This window comes from Raskinella chloraquaticus (SeqCode), from assembly GCF_021731865.1.
In the GTDB taxonomy this organism is placed as follows: Bacteria; Pseudomonadota; Alphaproteobacteria; order Rhizobiales; family UBA4765; genus Raskinella; species Raskinella chloraquaticus.
In genome coordinates this window covers 98,183-119,137 of record NZ_JAKFWN010000026.1, presented here as the reverse complement: position 1 = coordinate 119,137, position 20,955 = coordinate 98,183, and the positions used below count along the sequence as shown (strand labels likewise).

The window sequence follows — 20,955 nt, the reverse complement described above, 5'->3', positions numbered from 1 at the left end:
GGCTCGCCCTGCTGCTGGGCGAAGGCCCTGCCATGGGGAACAAGACTGGCCGCCGCGCCCAGTCCCAGGCCCATCGCCAGCCGCCGGTTCATGACATAGGCTTCCGGAGTTACGCTTGCTTCGCTCACATGCCAGGATGGGCGCTTGAAATAATGCATCGCAGAAATTCCTCCTAAACTGCGGACGACATTGCGCGAGCGCGCGATGACCCTCAAATCACATTAAACGGAGCGTGCATTAACAATGGCTGTACGGTCCAGCCAGGCTCGCAATTGATCAGCGACGAGAATTGGCGCTAGCGGGAATGATAGATTGCCCGTTCCCGGCCGGCATCCAGCCCATCGCCGAGATAGCCGTAGTGGCCATATTCCGGCGCGATCACAAAAGTCGGGCTGCGGACATCAAGCGCCAGGCGGGATCGCTTATCGGCGTCAATCGCCTTGGAGCGCGTGACTTTCGCCCCGATATTCGGCTTGCGCAGACCCTTGTCATCACCCGCCGCCGTTTGCGCCAGGCTGGCGTTTGCCGTCAGAACTATCAGGCCCGCAGTGATAAAGCCGCCTCTCAATGATTTGATCATGTCCCGCTCCTCGCGAAAGGCGTCATCACATCACATCATGTCAAACATAGACGTCTAGCGACAGATGGTTAAACCACCAAGGGATGCGGTCATCGCTCACTTGGACCGGTAAATCGTCCGCTCGCGCCCGAAATCCCGATACTGGTCATAGCCATAGCCAGGGCGCTCCACATAATGCCTTGGCACGACATCATAAGCTTGCGGCACCACAATCACCCGCCGCCGATAACGCGGTGCACGAACATACCGCCGCTCGATATACCCATCGCCCGACCCGTAGGCGGGGGCGTAAGTGGGATAGCCACGCTGAGGATAGCCATATTGCTGGTAGCCATATTGCGGATAAACATACTGGGCGGACGCTGTGCCAGCCATACCCACCAGCACAGTAAGTGCCAGCAAAGAGCGCGTGAACATCGTGGTCTCCGTTCTTTCGAATGGCCATCCGAAGCGATGGCGCATTCATATCAGGTTTTCTGCCATCATCTTCGTTTGACCTGAAAGCGAACAAGATATTGGTCGCGGAATTAAGGCCGGCCTTATCGTTCACACTAATGTGTTGTGCCATCGCCCCTATCAGCATGTTGCCACCGGCCTCTCCTACATCATCTTGAACGACATCACTTTCCAGGCTTCGATGAACGAAAGGATCGCCGCACCGTATTCTTGACACAAACAGAAACGTGAATTGCGAGGTGGATTCAGACGTCGCACATATCGTGCAATCATCGGGTCAAGGAGAAAAGCTATGCGTCTGCTTGTTGCAACTTCGGTCGTGGTATTGTCACTGATGACCGTTCCGGCATTCGCGCAACGATCCGGCGGGGATGGCCAGAGCAAGGTATATTTTTGGGAAGACGCCTACAGCTATGGCTGGTCGGATGTCGTCGACCCGCGCCACACCAGCGATCCTCCCAAGGTGATCAAGAAGGCCCGCGTGAGCGTCGCTGAGCTGTGCGGACGATTGGTGGGGCGCATCATGCGGACGGACCAGTCTTCGCGCATCTACTCAACGCAGATGGAAGATTACTGCACCCGTAATGGCGGAAAGATCTGACCCGATGCGCAGCACTTGCCTTTCGGTCATGCTTGGTGCCCTGCTGGTTGCCCATTCGGCAACGGCGGTGATCGCGCGGGGCGATTCGGACGTCTGGTTCTGGGAAAATGAACGCAGTTTCGGCTGGTCGGACGTCCCCGATTCCCAGCGTGGGAACCGGCCGCCGCCACAGATTACCAGCAAGATGAGCGTCGCTGAACGCTGCGGACGGCTGGTTGGACGGCAGACAGTGCGCGATCGTTCGAGCCGTGTTGTCTCGACGCAACTCGAAGACGCCTGCATCCGCAACGGAGGAAAGATTTGACGCTCATGCGCGCTTTTGTGTTGGCGTTTGTCATCACAATAATCTGGGGCGTGGCGCCGTCCCGCCTGGCGCTCGCCTCATCATCCACGCAAACTGTCTGGTTCTGGGAAGACAGCCGCACCTATGGCTGGTCGGTTATTCCCGACGTGCGGCACGGCAATCCGCCATCGCGCGTTACCGCCAAGATGAGTTTGACCGAACGTTGTGCCCGGCTGGTTGGCCGTCTCCTGCTGCGCGACTTGTCCGGGCGCGTCTATTCCACGCAGCTTGAAGATGCCTGCATCCGCCAAGGAGGAAGGATATAACCCATGCGCAAGATCTCAACCGTCATGCTGATCGTAGTTGGGTTGATCATGCAACCAACAGCCTCCGCTTATGCGTTTGACAGTCAAACCATTTATTTCTGGGAGGATGCCCGGTCTTTTGGCTGGTCGGACATACCCGATTATCGCTATGGTAATCCGCCCGTACCAGTCACGGCCAGAATGAGCATATCAGAGCGCTGCGCCCGGCTGGTTGGCCGGCTTCTGCTACGCGATTTTTCCGGCCGCACCTATTCGATACAACTCGAAGACGCCTGCATCCGCAATGGCGGGCGACTCTGACCCACCGGTGACGACGGACCAAAGCCGGGTCTGATCTCAGCGCAGGCTGGCGCAGAACCGCTGGATACGCTGGCAGGCGTCTTCCAGCGCTTCCGTTGACGTCGCATAGGAAATGCGGAAATGCGGCGATAGGCCGAAGGCTACGCCCTGCACCACCGCCACCCCTTCGGCCTGCAGCAATTCCTCGGTAAAGATGCTGTCATCGCTGATGACGCGCCCTGAAGGTGTGGTCTTGCCGATGAGGCCGGCGCAGGACGGATAGACATAGAACGCCCCCTCCGGTGTCGGGCAGGTGATCCCCCTCGCCTGATTGAGCATAGACACCACCAGATCGCGACGCTCCTTGAACACCTTGTTATTGGCCGCAATGAAATCCTGCGGCCCGTTCAACGCCTCGACCGCCGCCCATTGCGAAATCGAAGACGGGTTTGAGGTTGATTGCGACTGCAGGGTCCCCATCGCCTTGATCAGCGGCTCCGGCCCGCCGGCATAGCCGATGCGCCAACCGGTCATGCAGTAGGCTTTTGATACGCCGTTCATGGTCAGCGTGCGATCATAGAGCCTGGGCTCGACCTCGACAGGTGTGGCGAATTTGAAATCATCATAGACGAGATGCTCGTACATATCGTCAGTCAGAATCCAAACCTGCGGATGGCGCAGCAATACGTCGGTCAGCGCCTTCAGCTCGCCATGCGTGTAGGCAGCGCCCGAGGGGTTCGAGGGCGAATTGAAAATGAACCATTTGGTCTTCGCCGTGATCGCCTTCTCGAGAGCGTGGGGTGTCAGTTTGAAGCCATTCTCAAGCTTGCCCTCAACAAACACCGGCACGCCGCCACCCAGCAGCACAATATCGGGGTAGGACACCCAATAGGGCGCCGGCACGATCACCTCATCACCGGGATTGATGGTGGCGAGCAGGGCATTATAGAGAACCTGCTTGCCACCGGTGCCAACGATGATCTGGCTGGGCTTGTAATCAAGATTATTCTCGCGCTTGAACTTGGCGATGATCGCCGCCTTGAGTTCAGGGATGCCATCGGTCGCGGTGTAGCGGGTTTCGCCACGACGGATCGCCGCGATCGCCGCTTCCTGGATGTTCATCGGCGTATCGAAATCCGGCTCGCCGGCGCCGAGCCCGACGATGTCGCGCCCCGCCGCTTTCAACTCGCGCGCTTTCTGCGTCACCGCGATGGTTTGCGATGGCTTGATGCGCTGCAGGCTGTCGGCGATGAAACCCATGGTCTGTGCTCCTCAGGCGCCGGGACGGCGCAATCGGCGCGCAATCTATGCCCGGTGCACGGCGCGGGCAAGGATGGCGATGGTCATCGGCCCGAAAATTCTGACTTTTTTGCCGCTAGCGCCCGCCACTGGTCTTTGACAAAAGCCTTCCGATATAATAGACGAAAGTCGAACAGACTTTTGTCTAGCCCGACAGGGCATTTTCGAGAGGCTAAATGACCATGCGTTATGTTGCTCGTTTTCCAATGATCGTGGCAGCGCTGGCCATGATGGCGACCCTCGTCATCACCAGCGTCGATGCCCGCCCCGGTGGCGGTAACAGCTCGGGCAGTCGCGGCGCCCGCACCCAATCGGCGCCCGCTCCCACCAGCACTGCGCCAACCCCGCAATCAACCATCAACCGCTCGGTCACCCAGCCTCAGCGTCCCGCACAGCCGGGCGCACAGGCGCCTGCTGCTGCCCAGCAGCGTCCAGGCGGCTTGTTCGGCGGACTTGGCGGTGGCCTGCTTGGCGGGCTTGCCGCCGGCTTCATCGGCGCCGGCCTGTTCGGGCTTCTCTCCGGCAGCGGCCTTTTCAGTGGCCTGGGCTCGCTCAGCGGCTTCCTTGGCCTGCTGCTGCAGGTCGGCCTCATCTTTATCGTCGTCAAACTGGTGATGGGCATGCTGCGCAATCGTCGCATGGCTGCTGCCGGTGGCCCGGACATGCGCTCCGCGCTCGGCGGCAATGCCGGCGGGCAGGGCCATGGCTCAGGACAGGGCTATGGCGCGGGACTTGGCGCAGCTGCGGCAGCACGCCCGCAGGCGATGGGCCCGAGCGATCAGCTTGGCCTCACGAAAGAGGATTTCGACAATTTCGAACGTCTTCTCACCGAAATCCAGCTTGCCTATGGCCGCGAGGATGTGGGTGCGCTGCGCCCCCGCACGACGCCGGAAATGTCGGCCTATTTCGAACAGGATATCGGCAACAACGAGCAGAAGGGCGTGCGCAACACCATTGCCGATGTGAAGCTGTTGCAGGGCGATCTGTCGGAAGCCTGGCGCGAAGGCACGGTCGAGTACGCAACTGTCGCCATGCGCTTCTCGCTGGTTGACCAGATGGTTGATCGGCGCTCCGGTCATTTGGTCGGCGGGCAGGCCGCGCCAACCGAGGCGACCGAACTGTGGACCTTCCGTCGCGATCAGCAGGACGGCATGCGCTGGGTTCTCTCTGCCATCCAGCAGGGGTGATCGGCACGCGACCACAGGCTCGCATGCGATGTGACAACGAAGAGGCCGGCCCACCGCCGGCCTCTTGCGTTTTGAGGCTCACGCCGCCTTCAGCCGTGCGCCATCGGCAAGATAGACAATCTTGCCCGCAACAAGCGTCGCGATCACCCGCGGCACCCCGCCATGGGCGTCAATCAGCGTGATATCGGCTCGTTGGCCCACATCCAGCACGCCCCGATCCGTGAGCCCCAGCGCGCGCGCTGCCTGCGTCGAGACCAACGGCCAGTAGCGTCCGATATCCCCCCCCAGACGCTCAACCAGTTTGAAAGGTGCGAGCGCCAGCGCCGGGTAGTAATAGTCCGAGGCGAGCACCGTACACAGCCCCTTGGCGATCATGTCGGTGGCATTGGGCGCCGTGGTGTGGCTGCGCCCGCGCACCACATTCGGCGCCCCGAAGACCACGGCGCCATCGTGCGCCAGCGCGCGGCGGGCGGTGTCCTCTGTCTCGGGAAATTCCGACACGTGAATGCCCAGCGCATGAAAAGAATCGCGATGGGCAGGCGAGATGTCGTCATGCGACATCATCACCACACCGGCCTTGCGCGCGGCCGCCGCCAGCCGCTCGATGGAAGCAGGCACAAGCGGTCCTTGTGACGTGATGCGCGCCAGCAACTCGTCCCATGCAGCGCGCGTGAGGCCGGTGCGGTCAAGATATTGTTGAACCTTGGCCGGCTTGCCTGCATCCGCATGGCAGTCCTCGACATGGTCGTTGAACGACAGCACATCGATCAGCCCGTCATTCAGCCAGGCGATGATCTCGTTTTCAGCCGCCAGATTGTGGCATTCGTGGCGCAGGTGAAAGCGCGTGTCGACGGAAAGACCGGCACCAGGTGCGCGTAGCGCCCTGGTCATCTCTTCGGCTATCGAGCGGTCACGCAGACCCGTTTCCCACGACCACGTGACGGCATGGAACGCCGTGGTAATGCCATTCGCCGCCAATTGCCGGTCCGTCTCGAGGAGTGCCACCTCGATGGGGAAACGCACGCCGGGACGCGGCATGAGCTGGCGCTCGAAGGCATCGCCATGCACGTCGACTATACCGGGCAGCACCATCAGGCCCGTTGCGTCCAGCTCGAACGCACCCTTGTTTTCAAGATCGGTGATCACCCCATCGCCAAATCGCAACGCGTGGGCTGAGAATACGCCGCTATTGTCGAGAACCTGCCCGTTGATAATACTGCCGGCCGCCATGATGCCCCCTCAAAACGCGGCACAAAAGCCCGCTTTGACGACACTGGCAAGACAAACGCCGCACAGCCGGTCGATTTTATACGCCGAACGCCAGAATGATGACGCAAAATGCCAGGACCAGCACAAAGCCAATCGACCACTGCACCACCATGAGAACGAAATCGCGCGCCAGCCTGTGGCGGCTCTCGAGGTGATCAACATCGGCAATATTGCCCGCCGAGAGAAAGGGCGGGTGTTGCGCCACGTCGACCGGGTCGCTCGGTGGCACAGATGCTGCGGGCAGCACCATCCGATCCGACACGCGCCTCGCAATGGTCGACTTGTCTCTCCGCTCCCGCGCCAGGCGCGAAAAAGGGCACGACAGAAGGTCGCGGACGATAACAAGCCTCTCGTGCAGGTCGGGTTTCGAAGCATCCAGAACAGACATGGTCGAGGCTCATCACAATACGAATCAGAGGTAAGATCACCTTTTCACATGCAAAACCGGCTAAATCCGTATCAAATCATGGCGAAATCGGGAATTAGCGGAAGCGCTCGCGATCATCCCTTGCCATGGCCCCCATAGCGCAGCTTGAGCACGACGATCGCCGATACCAGCACTAGCGTCACCGCATTGGCGGCGATCACCGGCACGCTGCCAATCAACAGGCCGTAGACGAGCCACAGCGCTATGCCTGCTGCAAAGGCTGCGTAGGCCGGCAGCGACACCCCCGCCGTCTCGCGCGTCCTGAGGATATGAACAGCCTGCGGCACCCAGCACAGCGTGGTGATACAGGCGGCCATCCCACCGATGAGTTCGGTTGAAAGGGTCATCCGCTCATCCTGACGAACATTGGCTAACAAAACCGTCAGGGCTCACACCGCCACCGTCACCTTGCGCTCGGCGCGGGTGAGGCCGGTATAGAGCCAGCGTTCGCGATATTCGGAGAAGGCGAAGCTCTCATCAAGCAGCACCACATCCTCCCATTGCGAGCCCTGCGCTTTATGGACGGTCAGCGCATAGCCGTAATCGAACGCCTCGCCTGAGCGCCCCGCAGCATAAGGTACCTCTCCTGCCTCGGGATCGAAACAATGGGGCGGCACGGTGACCGCGATGGCCTTCCCGTCAGGCTTTTCCTCCGGCGCCACCCTGAGCGCGAATTGCCCGCGCTTGGGCGCGCCGACTTCCTTCACCACCCACAAGCCACCATTGAGCAGGCCCTTCTTGCGGTTATTCCTGAGGCATACCAGCTTGTCGCCTGAGGCAGGCCGCCAGTCCCAGCGCCCGATCAATTGCCGCATGCGGATATTGTAGGCACGCCGCGACTTGTTGCGCCCGACCAGCACCTGATCGCTTGCCAATACGTCCTCGGCCTTGAGATCACGCCGGGAAATAACGCGGCTGTCGCCATATTGGCCGGGCGCCAGCACGCCGCCTTCACGCACGATCATCGACATCTCGATGATCGGATTGTCCCGCGCCTGACGGTGAACCTCGGTGAGCATCATGTCGGGTTCATGCTCGGTAAAAAAACCGCCGCCCTTGACCGGCGGCAACTGCGCCGGATCGCCCAGCACCAGCACCGGCACGCCGAAGCTCAGGAGATCGCGCCCCAGCTCCTCATCGACCATCGAGCACTCATCGATGATGATGAGTTTGGCGCCTGCGGCTGCGCTGTCGCGGTTGATGACGAAGGTGGGGGCTTCCTCTTCGCCTCCCCGTGGCCGGTAGATAAGCGAATGAATGGTGGTAGCGCTTGCTGCCCCGCGCCGGCGCAGCATCAGCGCCGCCTTGCCGGTGAAGGCGGCAAACGCCACCTCGCCATCGACATGTTCCGCCAGATGACGCGCGAGCAGCGTCTTGCCGGTGCCGGCATAGCCAAACAGACGGAACACCTGCTGATTGAGACGCCGCCTGCCGCCCCCCGCGCCGATATCCTTCAGCCAGGCGGCGCTCGCCTTTAACGCATCATCCTGCTGCGGCGACCAGATCGGCACGGAATATCCCTTGTCGTGCCCGCTTCACGCACGCGAGCCTGAGGCGAATGACGCGGATTCGATACAAATGCGAAGCATTTATTTCACCGAGTTTTAACATGTCTGACCATTATGTTAACGTCATCTGTGCCGTTGCGGGCATGACAGCGTTAGAGTTGCGTTAGGATTTGCGTGATGGTGATGATGCCTTGGCAGCGCACGCTGCGGGATATAATGGTGCTGTTCCTGTGTGGCCTGGCGATCGGCACCGTCCTCAGAATGGGCGGAATTCTGCCCGCTCTGCGCTGGCACTCCACCGCCAGCCCTGCCGCCCCGCGCGACCTGATCGCTCCGCGCCCGGCAGGCGACGTCACCAGCCTGTCACCCGCTCTTGCCCAGCCGGTGGACGTGCCCGTGAGCCTTGTTCCGCTGATTGGCGATGGCGACGCGGCCCGGGATTCGCTGCGCCGCTCGGTGATCGTCACCGCCCGGCAGGCCCTGTTTTCACCTTGCGATGCTGATACCCGCATCGCCTACCAGATCACATTGCGCGATTATGCCCGCGCCTTTGCTGCAGCCCCGGCGAGCTTTCGCACCACGCTCGACAGTGAAGTGAGCCGCGCCGTTGCGCTCTCCCAACATGCCGGGTTGATCGATCCGCTCCTGGTGGAACGTTGGCGCGGGGCGGAGCGCGCCGGTCTGGCCAGCCTGCTCGCCAGTCAGGGCCTTGCCCTGTCGACGGCTGCAACGCCGGTGTGTCGTCATGGCTGACGATTGCCAGTCAGCACGCGTTGCGCCACACTGGACGTGACAAAGAGGCGAGCATGGCGTCTTCAATCCGTCCGTTCCTGACATCTGTCGCGCTGGGCATCGCCAGCGCGCTTCCGTTCCATGCGCTGGCGCAGGATACCCCGCCCCATCTGATGCCGGTGAGCGTTGTGGCGCCGGCGCGGTTGCCCGTGGTGAGCCCCAGCGGCGCTGGCCAGTTTCCGCTCTTCCTGTCGGAGGACTGGAGCCGTCCGCGTCCGGATATCCGTCGCGCCGTGCTGGTTTTTCACGGCATTCTGCGCAATGCCGACGTTTATTTCCGCGATAGTCTGCAGGCGCTTGCCGAGGCTGGTGATGCCGGCGCCGGCACGCTGATGATCGCCCCGCAATTCCTCGCCGATTTCGACGTCATTGCCCACAAACTGCCCGCTGACACACTCGCCTGGGACCAGCAGGACTGGCCAGCCGGCAGCCCATCCCGGACGGTTGCCCAGGCAAGTTCCTACGACGCCATTGACGCCATTCTGGCAAAACTCGCCGATCGGACCCTGTTCCCCCGTCTCGCCGATGTCGTCATCGCCGGCCATTCCGGCGGCGGGCAGGTGGTGCAGCGCTATGCGGTCGTTGGCAAAGGCGACAGCAAATTGACTGATGTTGGCATTAAGGTGCGCTATGTCATCGCCAACCCGTCATCTTATGTCTATTTCGTACCAGAGCGCCCGAACAGTGACGGGGTGATGGTTCCCTTCGCTGGCGCCGGCTCTTGCCCGCAATTCAATCAATGGCGCTACGGATTCGCTGGCAATCTGCCGCCTTATGTCCAGCAGACCCCGACGCAGCTTGAACAAGCCTATCTCGCGCGCGATGTCGTGCATCTTCTGGGAGCCGAGGACACCGACCCCAATCACCGCGTGCTCGACAACAGCTGTTCGGGCAAGGCAGAGGGACCTCATCGCTATTTCCGTGGCCACGCCTATGTGTCCTCGATGCGGACGCGACACGGCGCGGCCTATCGCCATCGCATCTTTGATGTTCCAGGCGTAGGCCATCACGGTGGTCGCATGTTTGGTTCGCCCTGCGGTCTGTTTGCTCTTTTCGACAAATCCGGCTGCGGCGCCGGTTAGGCGGAACCGCACCCCTTCCCTAGACGGCTGACTCCCGCCATATTGCGCCCATGGCTCGCACCCCCCGCTCGAAAGCCTCCAAGGAGGCCATGGCTCCCATGGCGCCGGGCTTGGCTGATGTCCTCAATCCCGGCCTGCGCTCGGGCAATGCCTACGCCTCCGGCGCGGGCTTTGGCGAAGCACGCCAGGCCCCCTTTGAAGCAGGCGCCGCGCTGCAGACGCGCGAATCGCTGGAACGCCTGCTCGTCGAAGGGCGCCCGGAATTTGCCGACAAGCCATGGGCGCCCCATCGCCCGCCCCGGCCCGACAAGCTCGAAGGGGGTATTCCGCTCGTCATCAAATCGCCCTTTGAACCTGCCGGCGACCAGCCGCAGGCCATCCGCGAGTTGACCGCCGGCCTGCGCCGCGATGAGCGCGATCAGGTGCTGCTCGGCGTCACCGGCTCGGGCAAAACCTTCACCATGGCCAAGATCATCGAGGAAACGCAGCGCCCGGCACTGATCCTGGCGCCGAACAAGACATTGGCAGCCCAGCTCTACGGCGAGTTCAGGAGCTTTTTCCCCGACAATGCCGTGGAGTATTTCGTCTCCTATTACGATTACTACCAGCCCGAAGCCTATGTGCCGCGCACCGACACCTATATCGAGAAGGAATCCTCGATCAACGAGCAGATCGACCGCATGCGCCATTCGGCGACCCGCGCGCTCCTTGAGCGCGACGATGTGGTGATCGTCGCTTCCGTTTCCTGCATCTATGGCATCGGCTCGGTCGAAACCTATACCGCCATGACGTTTGCTCTGAAAATTGGCGAGAAGATCGACCAGCGGCAATTGCTCGCCGATCTTGTCGCCTTGCAATACAAGCGCCAGGATCTGAACTTCGTGCGCGGTTCGTTTCGTGTGCGCGGCGATACGGTGGAGATCTTCCCGGCGCATTACGAGGACCGGGCCTGGCGCATCTCGCTTTTTGGCGACGAGATTGAATCAATCAGTGAATTCGATCCGCTGACGGGGCATAAATCCAGCGACCTCTCCTTCGTCAAGATGTACGCCAACTCGCATTACGTGACGCCCAAGCCGACGCTTAATCAGGCGATCGCCTCGATCAGGGCGGAGCTGCGCCAGCGCCTTGATGAGCTGAACGGACAGGCCCGCCTGCTCGAAGCCCAGCGTCTTGAGCAGCGCACCATGTTCGATCTCGAAATGCTGCAGGCAACCGGCTCGTGCGCTGGCATCGAGAATTATTCGCGCTACCTCACCGGGCGCCGCCCGGGCGAACCGCCGCCGACACTGTTTGAGTACCTGCCTGACAACGCCATCGTTTTTGTTGATGAAAGCCACGTCACCGTGCCGCAGATCGGCGGCATGTTCCGTGGCGACTTCCGGCGCAAGGCGACCCTGGCTGAGTATGGCTTCCGCCTGCCCTCCTGCATGGATAATCGGCCGCTGCGCTTTGAGGAATGGGACGCCATGCGCCCGCAAACGGTGAGTGTTTCCGCCACCCCCAGCCATTGGGAAATGACCCAGACGGGCGGCGTGTTTGTGGAGCAGGTCATCCGCCCGACCGGTCTGATCGACCCGCCCGTCGAGATCCGGCCGGCCAGCACGCAGGTCGATGATCTTCTGGGCGAAATCAAGAAGGTGACCGCCCAGGGCTATCGCACGCTGGTCACCACACTCACCAAGCGCATGGCCGAGGACCTCACCGAATATCTCCACGAGCATGGCGTGAGGGTGCGCTACATGCATTCGGATATTGATACGATCGAGCGCATCGAGATCGTTCGCGACCTGCGGCTGGGTGCCTTTGACGTGCTGATTGGCATCAACCTGCTGCGCGAAGGGCTTGATATTCCTGAATGCGCGCTGGTCGCCATTCTGGACGCTGACAAGGAAGGTTTTCTGCGCTCGGAAACCTCGCTTGTGCAGACCATCGGCCGCGCCGCGCGCAATGTTGATGGCCGCGTCGTGCTTTATGCTGATCGCATGACCGGATCGATGGAGCGCGCCATCGCCGAGACCGGCAGGCGTCGCGAGAAGCAGATAGCGTGGAACACGGCGAACGGCATCACGCCCGAGAGCATCAAGAAATCAATCGGTGACATCCTGCAATCGGTCTATGAGCGCGACCATGTCCGCGCCGATACCGGCCTTGCCGAGGAAGGGGTCCTCGTTGGCCACAACCTCGAAACGGTGTTGGCCGACATGGAAAAGCGCATGCGCGATGCCGCCGCCAATCTCGAATTCGAGGACGCAGCAAGGTTGCGTGACGAAGTGAAGCGGCTGCGTGCCGCCGAACTGGCGGTTCTCGATGATCCGCTGACGCGCGGGGACGAAGACGGGGCGCGGCGACGGCGCAGCGGCCCGGAGCGCCCGCGCAAACCGACGCTCGACGAGATGGGGCCGCACAATCGCGAATTGCCGGTGACCCCCGATGGCTTTGCGGCGCCGGCAAGACCCGAGGCCATCGGGCGCTCGACGCAGGGGCGGGCGGGAGCACGTAAACCCTATCGAGGGCGCTGAATGAGCCGGATCGTGTCGACCATCGCCGAGCTGGAAGCCCTGTACGCCATCCCCAATCTGGCCTCGACCGCCAAGGTGGCAGGCCACATCACGCCCCAATACCGGCGCTATATCGAAGCCTCTCCCTTCGCAGTTCTGGCTACGACCGGGCCGGAGGGGCTCGACTGTTCGCCGCGCGGTGACCAGCCGGGCTTCCTGCGCATCATCGACGACAAGACACTCGCCCTGCCCGACCGACATGGCAATAACCGCATCGATTCACTGCGCAATGTGGTGCGCGACCCGCGCGTGGCGCTCCTCCTTATGATGCCGGGGTCGGGCACGACCATCCGCCTCAACGGCACGGCAATGGTCAATGTTGACCCTGAGCTGCTCGCCTCTTTTGCCGTCGACGGCAAGGCGCCGCGCAGTGTGCTCGTCATCACAGTTGGCGAGATCTATTTTCAGTGCGCGCGCGCCATCGTCCGCTCCCATCTCTGGGACCCTGCCCACCATGTTGACGCCAAATCACTTCCAACGCCGGGCGATATTCTGGCGGAAATGAGCGCCGGCGAGGTCGGTGGCGCCGACTATGATGCCGCCTGGCCAGCCCGCGCTAAGGCGAGCCTGTGGTAATCCTCACACGCTCCCGACCGTCTTGAGACGCGCCCGCGGGTGAATTTCCGCTTGGCTCAATACCACGGTTTGCGCCCGGAAGCGCTCGACAATCTGGCGCACGAAAACGCGGATGCCAGGTGAAACGAGCAGGATCGCCACTTCGCCCTCGCGCGCCGCCTGTTCGAAGGCTTCGCGCACCGCAGTGATGAATTCATGCAGCCGCGAGGGTGGCATGGCGAGATGGCGGTTATCACCCTCGCCAATGATGGATTCTGCAAAATTCTGTTCCCAGCGCGGCGTCAGCGCGACAATCGGCAACACACCATTGCCGTTCTGATTGGCCGCACAAAGCTGGCGGGCAAGCCGCGCCCGCACCATTTCAACAATCGCCTGCGGCTGCCGCGAGCTGCCGATGGCATCAGCAATGCCTTCGAGAATGGTGCTGAGGTCACGGATCGACACCCGCTCCGTGAGCAGCATCTGCAACACACGCTGGATGCCGGAGATGGAAATCTGGCTTGGCACCAGATCCTCCACCAGTTTCTGCTGATCGGTGGGAATATCCTTCAAGAGCTTGCTGACGTCAGCATAGGACAGGAGTTCCGACATATTGGCTTTCAGCACCTCGGTGAGGTGGGTGGACAGCACGGTTGCCGCATCGACCACTGTCAGCCCGCGGAACTGCGCCTCATCGCGCAGCGCGTCATCAATCCACGTGCACGGCAACCCGAACGTCGGCTCGATCGTATGCGTTCCGGGCAGATCAACCTGCCCGCCGGACGGGTTCATCACCATGAACTGATTGGGATAAAGACGCCCTGTTCCGGCGTTCACTTCCTTCACCTTGATGACATAGCTGTTGGCATCGAGCTGGACGTTGTCGACGATGCGCACCGCCGGCATCACGAAGCCCATATCGCCGGCAATCTGGCGGCGCAGCGCTTTGATTTGTTCGGTCAACCGGTCATCGCCGATGCTCGCATCAATCAGCGGTAACAAGCCGTATCCGATCTCGACCCTCAGCTCATCCATCTTGAGGGCGGTGGCAATCGGCTCCTCCGAAGGCGGCGCATTGGCTGCCGCTTCCTCCGTTTTCTCGGTCATCGCCTTGGTGTCGGCCTTGTTCCTGTTCGAACGCGCGACACGGAAGGCAAGCGTGCCTGACGCCGCCGCCAATCCGACGAAAGGAATAGCCGGAATGCCGGGCAGGAGCGCCATCAGCAGCATGACCGCCGCTGCCATGCCAAGCGCGCTTGGATAGTTGGTGAACTGGGTAACGAGCGCAGCGTCGGCCGACCCGGTGACACCGGCCTTCGACACCAGCAGGCCGGCGGCGATCGAGACGATGAGGGCTGGCACCTGCGACACCAGACCGTCACCAACGGTAAGCAGCGTGTAGGCCTGCGCAGCCGCCTGGAAACCGATACCCTGCTGTGCAACGCCGATGATCAGGCCACCGATCACGTTGATGAAGGTGATCAGCAGGGCAGCGATGGCATCGCCCTTGACGAATTTCGAGGCGCCGTCCATGGCGCCGAAGAAAGAGGCTTCATCCTCAAGGTGTTTGCGCCGCGCCTTGGCAGCCTTCTCATCGATCAATCCTGCTGACAATTCAGCATCGATCGCCAGCTGCTTGCCCGGCAAGGCGTCGAGGGTGAAGCGCGCCGCAACTTCCGCGATACGGCCCGAACCATTGGTGATGACGACGAAATTGACGATCACCAGAATGGCAAAGACGATGACGCCGATGACGAAATTGCCGCCGATGATGAATTTGCCGAAGGCTTCGATCACGGCGCCTGCCGAATTCGTGCCCTCATGTCCGTGACCGAGAATGAGACGGGTTGAGGCAAGGTTCAGCGCCAGCCGCAACAAGGTGGAGATTAGCAGCACCGTTGGAAAGGACGAAAATTCCAGCGGCTCGCGGATGAAGAGCGCCGTCATCAGGATCAGCACCGAGGTGATGATCGAGAAGGCAAGCAGCAGGTCGAGCAGCCAGGCCGGCATCGGGAAGACGAGCACGACGATGATCATCATCACGCCGACACCAAGCGCGATATCGCCGCGTTTCAGCGTGTCGACGACATCCGCCCAGCTGAACGGCAGGCGTGATCCCGATGATCGTCCGCTGCTGGTGACACTGACATCGGTCATGCGACATGCCTCGCTCGCCGCAGCATGATGCCACGGTCAGGTTACCCGGCAATTTTTGCCGGGTGCATGGTTAAGGAAGCGTTAGGATTGCGCGGTTGCGGATCGTTGGGTCAGGTTTATTCTCGTTATGATCTGACAAACGTCCGGCCCTGCCAGGAGTAACATCGCAATGAACCTTCATGCCCTGCTCGCCCGTCGTCATGGCGCTGGCAACCCCGTGCGCGTCGGCCTCATCGGCGCCGGTAAATTCGGCTCCATGTTTCTGGCGCAGGTGCCGACGATGGCGGGCCTCGAGATTGTCGCCATCGCCGATCTCGACCCCGAGCGCGCCAGGACCGCTTGCCATACAGTGGGCTGGGACGAAACGCGCTTGCGTCAGACGAGGTTCTACGACAGCGGCAGCCGGTTGATCAGCGAGATGACGCCCGAGGTCGTCATCGAGGCAACCGGCCATCCAGCCGCCGGCATCACCCATGCTCTTGGCGCCATAGCTGCCGGTTGTCATGTGGTGATGGTGAATGTCGAGGCGGACGTGCTGGCTGGCGCTGCTTTGGCGCAAAAGGCGCGCGAGGCCGGGGTGGTTTATTCGATGGCGTATGGCGACCAGCCTGCCCTTGTCTGCGAGATGGTTGATTGGGCACGCGCTGCCGGTTTTACCGTCACGGCCGCCGGCAAGGGCACAAAATATCTGCCGGCGTTTCACGCGTCGACCCCTGAGACGGTGTGGCAACATTACGGGCTGACGCCGGACGAGGCGCAGGCTGCCGGCATGAACCCGCAAATGTTCAATTCGTTTCTCGATGGCACCAAATCGGCAATCGAGATGGCGGCGATCGCCAATGGCACCGGATTGACAGCGCCGGATGATGGCTTGCTCTTTCCGCCCTGCGGCGTTGATGATCTGCCCCATATCTTGCGCGCCAGCAACAATGGCGGCTGCCTGCCCGCCGACGGCATGGTCGAGGTCGTATCATCACTTGAGCGCGACGGGCGGTCAGTCTTTCGCGATTTGCGCTGGGGTGTCTATGTCGTCATCAAGGCGTCAAACCCCTATACCTCTGCCTGCTTTCGCCAGTACGGGCTGAAGACGGACGCGAGTGGCCTCTATGCGGCCATGTACAAGCCCTATCACCTGATCGGCCTTGAACTGGGCATTTCGGTCCTGTCAGCCGCGTTGCGCCATGAGCCGACCGGCGCGACACGTTTCTATGCCGGTGACTGCGTGGCCGTTGCCAAACGCCCGCTGGCTGTCGGCGAAGCGCTCGATGGCGAAGGCGGCTTCACCGTCTGGGGCAAATGCATCACCGCCCGGCGCTCGACCGCCTTGCAGGCATTGCCCATCGGACTTGCCCACGGCATCCACTTGAAACGACCGGTGCCCGCCGGTGCAATCATCAGCGAAACCGATGTTGAACTCGATGAATCCCGTCTTGATGTGCGCACAAGGCGTCTTCATACAGCGCTCATTGCCTGAGCGTTTCAGCCACCGGTTCGCGCCAGCAGCCACCACACGGGAAGAAGCATGCACACGCTTTATTCGATGCAGAATTCAGGGAATTGCTACAAGGTTCGCCTCGTCTGCGCCCATCTCGGCCTGCCCCTGACGCTGGTGGATATCGATACGCTGAAAGGCGAAACACGCACGGCTGATTTTCTGGCCATCAATCCTAACGGCAAAGTACCTGTGCTGGCGCTGCCCGACGGGCGCTATCTGGCTGAATCAAGCGCCATGCTCTTTTATCTTGCCGAAGGCACCAGGCTCCTGCCCGAGGATCGTTTCGAGCGGGCCCAGACACTGCAATGGATGTTCTTCGAACAATACAGCCATGAGCCCTACATCGCCGTGGCCCGCTTCTGGCTCCACCTCGTCAAGGGTGGTCGCGAACTGAAGAAAAACCAGATCGATGAATGGCTGGACCGCGGCTATCAGGCATTGGGCGTCATGGAGCGCCATCTGGCGAGCGAGCCCTTTTTCGGCGGGCAGCACATGACCATCGCCGACATCGCCCTCTACGGCTATACCCATGTCGCGGGCGACGGCGATTTCGATCTCTCGCACTATCCGCTGATCGGAAAATGGCTGGCGCGGGTTGCAGATGAACCCGGACATGTCGATATCACCTGGCGTCCGCCTGCATGACCGTAAGCTCACGCTCCAGCTTGTGAAGCCAGCGTTCGAGGCGGCGGCGATTGGCGCCGAAATCGATGAGGCCAAATTGCGAGCGCGAATAAAGCGCCAGCGTCGCGCGACCCTCGGGAAGCGCGTAAAAACGGACTGCAATCGTGTCGGGAAATCGCATCAGCTCTGAACGCTGCACGTAGCGCTCGGCTGGAACGAGATCATCAGTGTCAACGAGGTTGACATGACGTTCGCGCCCGATCACCCGCCCGAAGGCCGTACGCAATGCCAGTACCGGGACCGGGTAGATGGGCGCCACCTTGTCGCTATCGCTCGCGCAACGGTTAGCAGGACAGACGAGCGCATCGTTCCACCGCCAGCGCTGCTGCACAGTGTCGAAGGAGATCGGCCCGAGATCGGCTTCGCCACCAATCAGACGCAGCGTCTCTTCACGCCCGTAAACAAGCACGACGGCTGCCGCTGCGGCGAGTGCGACGCCAACGATCAGCACGCCGGCGACAAAAATATCAGCGATCCGCTTCACGATATCTCCCGGCGCTCATGCCAGGCGACATCCACACGCACAAAGCGGCAAAAATAGGCAGCGGCCCCGGTGATCAGCGGTTCGCAGCGCGCAAGCCGGCGATATGATCCATCTCCGCCTGATCGCGTGTTGCCTGGAGGGCACGATCCGCCTCGCGGTCACGCTCATCAAGCAGCTCGATCTTTTTCATCTCCTCGAACGCTTCCGCGAGTGCGGCGCGCGCAGCGCCAAGCTGGTCCTTGAGGTCATTGGCGGAATTCAGCAGATTTTCGCGCCGCGTCAGTGCCGCCTTGGCAAATGTCGGGTAGGCGAAATGGGTGATATCATGAATGCCCGCACGGTTCTGCTCCGCCTGGACCTGAACATCGAGTTCAGCAGCCATGCGCTCGAATTCGGAAATCATGGTTTCGAGCTGCGTCACCTGGCGACGCTTTTCATCGACCTGGAAACGTTTCAGCCGCAGCAGTGTCTCGCGCGATTTCATCACTCTTTACTCCCTCGAAATTATTTCGAGACCTGGCCATCAAGTATCGCCGCGAGTTGGGCATAGCCCTCATCGCGATGGGTGACCTCGTCCTTCCCTTGCTGCAGGAAAGCTTCGAGGGTGGGCTGAAAGTGAACCGCCTCGTCGACTTGCGGGTTGGATCCAGCCCGGTAGGCGCCAAGACGTATCAACTCTTCCATATCCGCGTAGGTTGCCAGCAGCCGCCTTGCCCTTTGCACATAGGACAGGTAGTCGGGATCCACGCTTCTTGGCATTGTGCGCGAAACTGATTTCAAAATGTTTATCGCCGGATAGCGACCGCGTTCCGCAATGGCACGCTCCATGACGATATGACCGTCAAGAATGCCGCGCACCGCATCTGCCACCGGTTCATTGTGATCATCGCCATCAACCAGAACCGTGAAGAGCCCGGTGATCGACCCCTGCCCCTCTTCGCCTGGGCCTGCCCGCTCCAGCAGGCGCGGCAATTCGGAGAAAACCGTCGGCGTATAGCCTTTGGTGGTCGGCGGCTCGCCGGTCGACAGCCCCACTTCACGCTGCGCCATGGCAAACCGCGTTACCGAATCCATCAGGCACAGCACATTCTTGCCCTGATCGCGAAAATACTCGGCAATCGTCAGCGTCATATAGGCTGCCTGCCGGCGCATCAGCGCCGGTTCGTCGGACGTGGCAACCACCACCACCGATTTGGCGATGCCCTCGGGGCCAAGATCATCTTCGAGGAATTCCTGCACCTCGCGGCCACGCTCGCCAACCAGGCCGATGACCGCCACATCACACGCCGTGTAGCGCGCCAACATCGACAGCAGCACCGATTTGCCGACGCCCGAACCGGCAAAGATGCCCATACGCTGCCCACCGCAGCAGGTAAGGAATGTGTTGAGCGCGCGCACCCCAAGATCGATTGGTTCCCCCACCCGCATGCGTCGATGCGCCGGCGGCGGCGAGGCCTTGAGGTGCATGGCGCGCAGGCCGGGCGCCAGCGCCCCCTTGCCATCGACCGCTTCCCCCATCGCGTTGACAACCCGGCCGAGCCAGTTGTCACCGGGGTACACCGTGCCATCCTCGGAGATGATAATGGCGCGGCAACCCATACGAACGCCTTCCAGCGCGCCATAAGGCATGCACAGCGCCCGCTCATCGCGAAAACCAACAACTTCGACGGGAATCTGGCGGCCCTGCGTGCCTTCAATCAGCAGTCTTGCACCAACCGACATGGCCGCCACCGGGCCAGCCACTTCAAGGAGGAGGCCCTGCACCGTCGCAACGCGTCCGAAAACCTCGCTGTCGCGAATGGTCCTGATTTCATCGCTGAGCGCCCTCATGCCGTGCCTGTCCTGCCGTGCCAGATGATTCGCTCCCAAACATAGCCGAATCCGGAAAGGCTGCTTGCGTTCTTAGCTGTCACTCGAAAAACCGCCAGACAACGAAAAATTGCAGTCGCCATATTCCACCATCAACGTTTGGTTGACCCTTCTCCTTAAGATGTTGAATTCAGACTCATTTAAGGTTTTTGTTCAACCCTATGAAATCATTGAATGACTCGATTTTATTTTTATCTTGTCAGAAACCGATTTTAACCCTTGCGGCAGCGAATCATCTTTTGTTAACCATTGCAGGGTAGCGTTGCACATCGAATTTTCGAAGCCGTTTCGGCGGCCCGATCCCGGGTCGGCACGGATGAAGCGGCACTGCTGAGGGAAACGGCATGCGAGTCCTTCTCATTGAGGATGATGGGGCGACGGCACAGAGCATCGAACTGATGCTTAAATCCGAAGGCTTTAACTTCTACACCACAGATACCGGTGAAGACGGCATCGATCTGGGGAAGCTTTACGATTACGACATCATTATCCTCGATCTCACTCTGCCCGACATGTCCGGCTATGAGGTCCTGCGCACGCTTCGTGTGGCAAAAATCAAAACCCCGATCCTCATCCTCTCCGGCATGGCCGGCATCGAGGACAAGGTCCGGGGACTTGGCTACGGCGCGGATGATTATATGACGAAGCCGTTCCATAAGGACGAACTCGTCGCCCGCATCCATTCAATCGTCAGGCGCTCAAAAGGCCACGCCCAATCAGTCATCAACACCGGCGATCTTACCGTCAATCTCGATAACAAGACGGTTGAAGTGGCAAGCCAGCGCGTCCATCTGACGACCAAGGAATACCAGATGCTTGAGCTTCTGGCGCTGCGCAAGGGCACGACCCTTACCAAGGAAATGTTCCTCAACCACCTGTATGGTGGCATGGACGAGCCTGAATTGAAGATCATTGACGTCTTTATCTGCAAGCTGCGCAAGAAGCTCGCTGCCTCGACCGGGGCGAACTACATCGAAACAGTGTGGGGGCGCGGTTATGTTCTGCGCGAGCCAAGTACCGCCTGAGCACACCAAGCACCGCCTGAGCACCCAACGTCATCA

Annotated in this window: 23 protein-coding genes; 12 read left to right on the top strand and 11 right to left on the bottom strand. The window is 61.0% G+C overall.

All coding sequences use genetic code 11. The features are described from left to right. Window positions 1–295 precede the first annotated feature (295 nt). Window positions 296–580, bottom strand: a complete 285-nt coding sequence (locus ACINK1_RS09785; protein ID WP_395760094.1) for a hypothetical protein — start codon at window positions 578–580, stop codon at window positions 296–298. 96 nt (window positions 581–676) lie between these two features. Continuing rightward, complete coding sequence (locus ACINK1_RS09780; protein ID WP_395760093.1) at window positions 677–997, bottom strand: hypothetical protein; 321 nt, start codon at window positions 995–997, stop codon at window positions 677–679. 331 nt (window positions 998–1,328) lie between these two features. Here ACINK1_RS09780 and ACINK1_RS09775 point away from each other — a divergent pair, with 331 nt between their 5' ends. The 4 genes from ACINK1_RS09775 to ACINK1_RS09760 are packed head-to-tail and all read left to right on the top strand — an operon-like array spanning window position 1,329 to window position 2,546. Continuing rightward, window positions 1,329–1,637, top strand: a complete 309-nt coding sequence (locus ACINK1_RS09775) for a hypothetical protein (RefSeq protein WP_395760092.1) — start codon at window positions 1,329–1,331, stop codon at window positions 1,635–1,637. A 4-nt stretch (window positions 1,638–1,641) separates the two neighbouring features. After that, window positions 1,642–1,941, top strand: coding sequence for a hypothetical protein (locus ACINK1_RS09770; protein ID WP_395760091.1), 300 nt, complete (start codon window positions 1,642–1,644; stop codon window positions 1,939–1,941). 50 nt (window positions 1,942–1,991) lie between these two features. Continuing rightward, window positions 1,992–2,246: a hypothetical protein gene (locus ACINK1_RS09765; RefSeq protein ID WP_395760090.1), complete on the top strand. Its 255-nt coding sequence runs from the start codon at window positions 1,992–1,994 to the stop codon at window positions 2,244–2,246. A 3-nt stretch (window positions 2,247–2,249) separates the two neighbouring features. Next, window positions 2,250–2,546 (top strand): hypothetical protein, encoded by a 297-nt coding sequence (locus tag ACINK1_RS09760; protein ID WP_395760089.1) that lies wholly within the window; start codon window positions 2,250–2,252, stop codon window positions 2,544–2,546. Window positions 2,547–2,582: 36 nt separating this feature from the next. On the opposite strand, the gene ACINK1_RS09755 is transcribed toward ACINK1_RS09760, so the two are convergent. Beyond that, window positions 2,583–3,785 carry a pyridoxal phosphate-dependent aminotransferase gene (locus ACINK1_RS09755; protein WP_395760088.1) on the bottom strand — a complete coding sequence of 401 codons (1,203 nt, stop codon included), beginning with the start codon at window positions 3,783–3,785 and terminating at the stop codon, window positions 2,583–2,585. Between the two features lie 221 nt (window positions 3,786–4,006). On the opposite strand from ACINK1_RS09755, the gene ACINK1_RS09750 reads away from it, so the two are divergent. Continuing rightward, window positions 4,007–5,011, top strand: coding sequence for a Tim44-like domain-containing protein (locus tag ACINK1_RS09750; protein WP_376801849.1), 1,005 nt, complete (start codon window positions 4,007–4,009; stop codon window positions 5,009–5,011). A gap of 78 nt (window positions 5,012–5,089) precedes the next feature. On the opposite strand, the gene ACINK1_RS09745 is transcribed toward ACINK1_RS09750, so the two are convergent. The 4 genes from ACINK1_RS09745 to ACINK1_RS09730 all read right to left on the bottom strand — a co-directional run bounded on the left by ACINK1_RS09745 (window position 5,090) and on the right by ACINK1_RS09730 (window position 8,218). Next, window positions 5,090–6,241 carry an alpha-D-ribose 1-methylphosphonate 5-triphosphate diphosphatase gene (locus ACINK1_RS09745; protein ID WP_376801848.1) on the bottom strand — a complete coding sequence of 384 codons (1,152 nt, stop codon included), beginning with the start codon at window positions 6,239–6,241 and terminating at the stop codon, window positions 5,090–5,092. 76 nt (window positions 6,242–6,317) lie between these two features. Continuing rightward, complete coding sequence (locus ACINK1_RS09740) at window positions 6,318–6,668, bottom strand: hypothetical protein (protein ID WP_376801846.1); 351 nt, start codon at window positions 6,666–6,668, stop codon at window positions 6,318–6,320. A gap of 113 nt (window positions 6,669–6,781) precedes the next feature. Continuing rightward, window positions 6,782–7,054 (bottom strand): SemiSWEET family sugar transporter, encoded by a 273-nt coding sequence (locus ACINK1_RS09735; RefSeq protein WP_376801845.1) that lies wholly within the window; start codon window positions 7,052–7,054, stop codon window positions 6,782–6,784. Between the two features lie 42 nt (window positions 7,055–7,096). Further along, the gene (locus ACINK1_RS09730) at window positions 7,097–8,218 is read right to left on the bottom strand and encodes an ATP-dependent RecD-like DNA helicase (protein ID WP_376801843.1); all 1,122 of its coding nucleotides are present in this window, start codon (window positions 8,216–8,218) and stop codon (window positions 7,097–7,099) included. A gap of 174 nt (window positions 8,219–8,392) precedes the next feature. Between ACINK1_RS09730 and ACINK1_RS09725 the strand changes: the two genes are divergently transcribed. Genes ACINK1_RS09725 through ACINK1_RS09710 form a run of 4 tightly spaced genes read left to right on the top strand, consistent with a single transcriptional unit; the run spans window position 8,393 to window position 13,226 of the window. Continuing rightward, window positions 8,393–8,968: a hypothetical protein gene (locus tag ACINK1_RS09725; RefSeq protein WP_376801842.1), complete on the top strand. Its 576-nt coding sequence runs from the start codon at window positions 8,393–8,395 to the stop codon at window positions 8,966–8,968. 53 nt (window positions 8,969–9,021) lie between these two features. Continuing rightward, window positions 9,022–10,089, top strand: coding sequence for an alpha/beta hydrolase (locus ACINK1_RS09720; RefSeq protein ID WP_376801841.1), 1,068 nt, complete (start codon window positions 9,022–9,024; stop codon window positions 10,087–10,089). 50 nt (window positions 10,090–10,139) lie between these two features. Next, on the top strand, window positions 10,140–12,611 hold the full coding sequence (gene uvrB, locus ACINK1_RS09715) for an excinuclease ABC subunit UvrB (RefSeq protein WP_376801840.1): 2,472 nt from the start codon (window positions 10,140–10,142) through the stop codon (window positions 12,609–12,611). Then, entirely contained in the window at window positions 12,612–13,226 is a 615-nt protein-coding gene (locus tag ACINK1_RS09710; RefSeq protein ID WP_376801839.1) for a pyridoxamine 5'-phosphate oxidase family protein, read from the top strand. Window positions 13,227–13,229: 3 nt separating this feature from the next. On the opposite strand, the gene flhA is transcribed toward ACINK1_RS09710, so the two are convergent. Continuing rightward, entirely contained in the window at window positions 13,230–15,362 is a 2,133-nt protein-coding gene (gene flhA, locus ACINK1_RS09705) for a flagellar biosynthesis protein FlhA (protein WP_395760087.1), read from the bottom strand. A 169-nt stretch (window positions 15,363–15,531) separates the two neighbouring features. On the opposite strand from flhA, the gene ACINK1_RS09700 reads away from it, so the two are divergent. Beyond that, a complete protein-coding gene (locus ACINK1_RS09700; RefSeq protein ID WP_376801837.1) occupies window positions 15,532–16,836 on the top strand; it encodes an NAD(P)H-dependent oxidoreductase in 1,305 nt (434 codons plus the stop codon). Window positions 16,837–16,884: 48 nt separating this feature from the next. After that, complete coding sequence (locus ACINK1_RS09695; protein WP_376801836.1) at window positions 16,885–17,502, top strand: glutathione S-transferase family protein; 618 nt, start codon at window positions 16,885–16,887, stop codon at window positions 17,500–17,502. Here ACINK1_RS09695 and ACINK1_RS09690 read toward each other — a convergent pair. The 3 genes from ACINK1_RS09690 to fliI all read right to left on the bottom strand — a co-directional run bounded on the left by ACINK1_RS09690 (window position 17,480) and on the right by fliI (window position 19,855). Continuing rightward, window positions 17,480–18,025 (bottom strand): DUF1499 domain-containing protein, encoded by a 546-nt coding sequence (locus ACINK1_RS09690; protein WP_376801835.1) that lies wholly within the window; start codon window positions 18,023–18,025, stop codon window positions 17,480–17,482. The two genes, ACINK1_RS09695 and ACINK1_RS09690, sit on opposite strands and share 23 nt — an antisense overlap. Before the next feature lie 73 nt (window positions 18,026–18,098). Beyond that, window positions 18,099–18,509 (bottom strand): flagellar export protein FliJ, encoded by a 411-nt coding sequence (gene fliJ / locus ACINK1_RS09685; protein ID WP_376801851.1) that lies wholly within the window; start codon window positions 18,507–18,509, stop codon window positions 18,099–18,101. A 20-nt stretch (window positions 18,510–18,529) separates the two neighbouring features. After that, window positions 18,530–19,855 carry a flagellar protein export ATPase FliI gene (gene fliI / locus ACINK1_RS09680; protein WP_376801834.1) on the bottom strand — a complete coding sequence of 442 codons (1,326 nt, stop codon included), beginning with the start codon at window positions 19,853–19,855 and terminating at the stop codon, window positions 18,530–18,532. 383 nt (window positions 19,856–20,238) lie between these two features. Between fliI and ctrA the strand changes: the two genes are divergently transcribed. Then, entirely contained in the window at window positions 20,239–20,919 is a 681-nt protein-coding gene (ctrA, locus tag ACINK1_RS09675) for a response regulator transcription factor CtrA (RefSeq protein WP_376801833.1), read from the top strand. Window positions 20,920–20,955: the final 36 nt, after the last annotated feature.

Excerpts from the sequence above, each read along its gene's own strand:
- ACINK1_RS09755 (WP_395760088.1), bottom strand. The coding sequence starts at position 3,785 with ATGGGTTTCATCGCCGACAGCCTGCAGCGCATCAAGCCATCGCAAACC.
- ACINK1_RS09710 (WP_376801839.1), top strand. The coding sequence starts at position 12,612 with ATGAGCCGGATCGTGTCGACCATCGCCGAGCTGGAAGCCCTGTACGCC.
- ACINK1_RS09700 (WP_376801837.1), top strand. The coding sequence starts at position 15,532 with ATGAACCTTCATGCCCTGCTCGCCCGTCGTCATGGCGCTGGCAACCCC.
- ACINK1_RS09725 (WP_376801842.1), top strand. The coding sequence starts at position 8,393 with ATGGTGATGATGCCTTGGCAGCGCACGCTGCGGGATATAATGGTGCTG.
- ACINK1_RS09775 (WP_395760092.1), top strand. The coding sequence starts at position 1,329 with ATGCGTCTGCTTGTTGCAACTTCGGTCGTGGTATTGTCACTGATGACC.
- ACINK1_RS09760 (WP_395760089.1), top strand. The coding sequence starts at position 2,250 with ATGCGCAAGATCTCAACCGTCATGCTGATCGTAGTTGGGTTGATCATG.
- fliJ (WP_376801851.1), bottom strand. The coding sequence starts at position 18,509 with ATGAAATCGCGCGAGACACTGCTGCGGCTGAAACGTTTCCAGGTCGAT.
- uvrB (WP_376801840.1), top strand. The coding sequence starts at position 10,140 with ATGGCTCGCACCCCCCGCTCGAAAGCCTCCAAGGAGGCCATGGCTCCC.
- ctrA (WP_376801833.1), top strand. The coding sequence starts at position 20,239 with ATGCGAGTCCTTCTCATTGAGGATGATGGGGCGACGGCACAGAGCATC.
- fliI (WP_376801834.1), bottom strand. The coding sequence starts at position 19,855 with ATGAGGGCGCTCAGCGATGAAATCAGGACCATTCGCGACAGCGAGGTT.
- ACINK1_RS09750 (WP_376801849.1), top strand. The coding sequence starts at position 4,007 with ATGCGTTATGTTGCTCGTTTTCCAATGATCGTGGCAGCGCTGGCCATG.
- ACINK1_RS09740 (WP_376801846.1), bottom strand. The coding sequence starts at position 6,668 with ATGTCTGTTCTGGATGCTTCGAAACCCGACCTGCACGAGAGGCTTGTT.
- ACINK1_RS09695 (WP_376801836.1), top strand. The coding sequence starts at position 16,885 with ATGCACACGCTTTATTCGATGCAGAATTCAGGGAATTGCTACAAGGTT.
- ACINK1_RS09780 (WP_395760093.1), bottom strand. The coding sequence starts at position 997 with ATGTTCACGCGCTCTTTGCTGGCACTTACTGTGCTGGTGGGTATGGCT.
- flhA (WP_395760087.1), bottom strand. The coding sequence starts at position 15,362 with ATGACCGATGTCAGTGTCACCAGCAGCGGACGATCATCGGGATCACGC.
- ACINK1_RS09720 (WP_376801841.1), top strand. The coding sequence starts at position 9,022 with ATGGCGTCTTCAATCCGTCCGTTCCTGACATCTGTCGCGCTGGGCATC.
- ACINK1_RS09785 (WP_395760094.1), bottom strand. The coding sequence starts at position 580 with ATGATCAAATCATTGAGAGGCGGCTTTATCACTGCGGGCCTGATAGTT.
- ACINK1_RS09735 (WP_376801845.1), bottom strand. The coding sequence starts at position 7,054 with ATGACCCTTTCAACCGAACTCATCGGTGGGATGGCCGCCTGTATCACC.
- ACINK1_RS09770 (WP_395760091.1), top strand. The coding sequence starts at position 1,642 with ATGCGCAGCACTTGCCTTTCGGTCATGCTTGGTGCCCTGCTGGTTGCC.
- ACINK1_RS09745 (WP_376801848.1), bottom strand. The coding sequence starts at position 6,241 with ATGGCGGCCGGCAGTATTATCAACGGGCAGGTTCTCGACAATAGCGGC.